The organism is Jeotgalibacillus marinus, from assembly GCF_040801915.1.
Taxonomy (GTDB): domain Bacteria; phylum Bacillota; class Bacilli; order Bacillales; family Jeotgalibacillaceae; genus Jeotgalibacillus; species Jeotgalibacillus marinus.
In genome coordinates this window covers 1-233 of record NZ_JBFMIA010000309.1, presented here as the reverse complement: position 1 = coordinate 233, position 233 = coordinate 1, and the positions used below count along the sequence as shown (strand labels likewise).

General features: G+C 47.2%; 1 protein-coding gene. It reads left to right on the top strand.

The window, feature by feature from the left end; all coding sequences use genetic code 11:
• Positions 1–233 (top strand): hypothetical protein (locus AB1471_RS17960; protein WP_367781075.1); only part of this gene is annotated, 233 nt, incomplete at both ends.

Genomic DNA, 233 nt, shown 5'->3' with positions numbered 1-233 from the left:
AGAGTACGAGATCGCTACATATCTCAATGAGGTGGGCAAGAATGAGATAAGCGAAGATGCAGCCGACACGATAAGGTCTATGTACAAGATAATCGGAGAACTCGAGTCCCTCGGTGACTCAGGAGAAGCAATCGGACGTATCCTCAAGAGAAAGAACGTTCACGGCAAGACATTCGACAAGCCTCTCCTCGATCGTCTGAACAAGATTATGGATCTGGTACAGAAGGGTTATG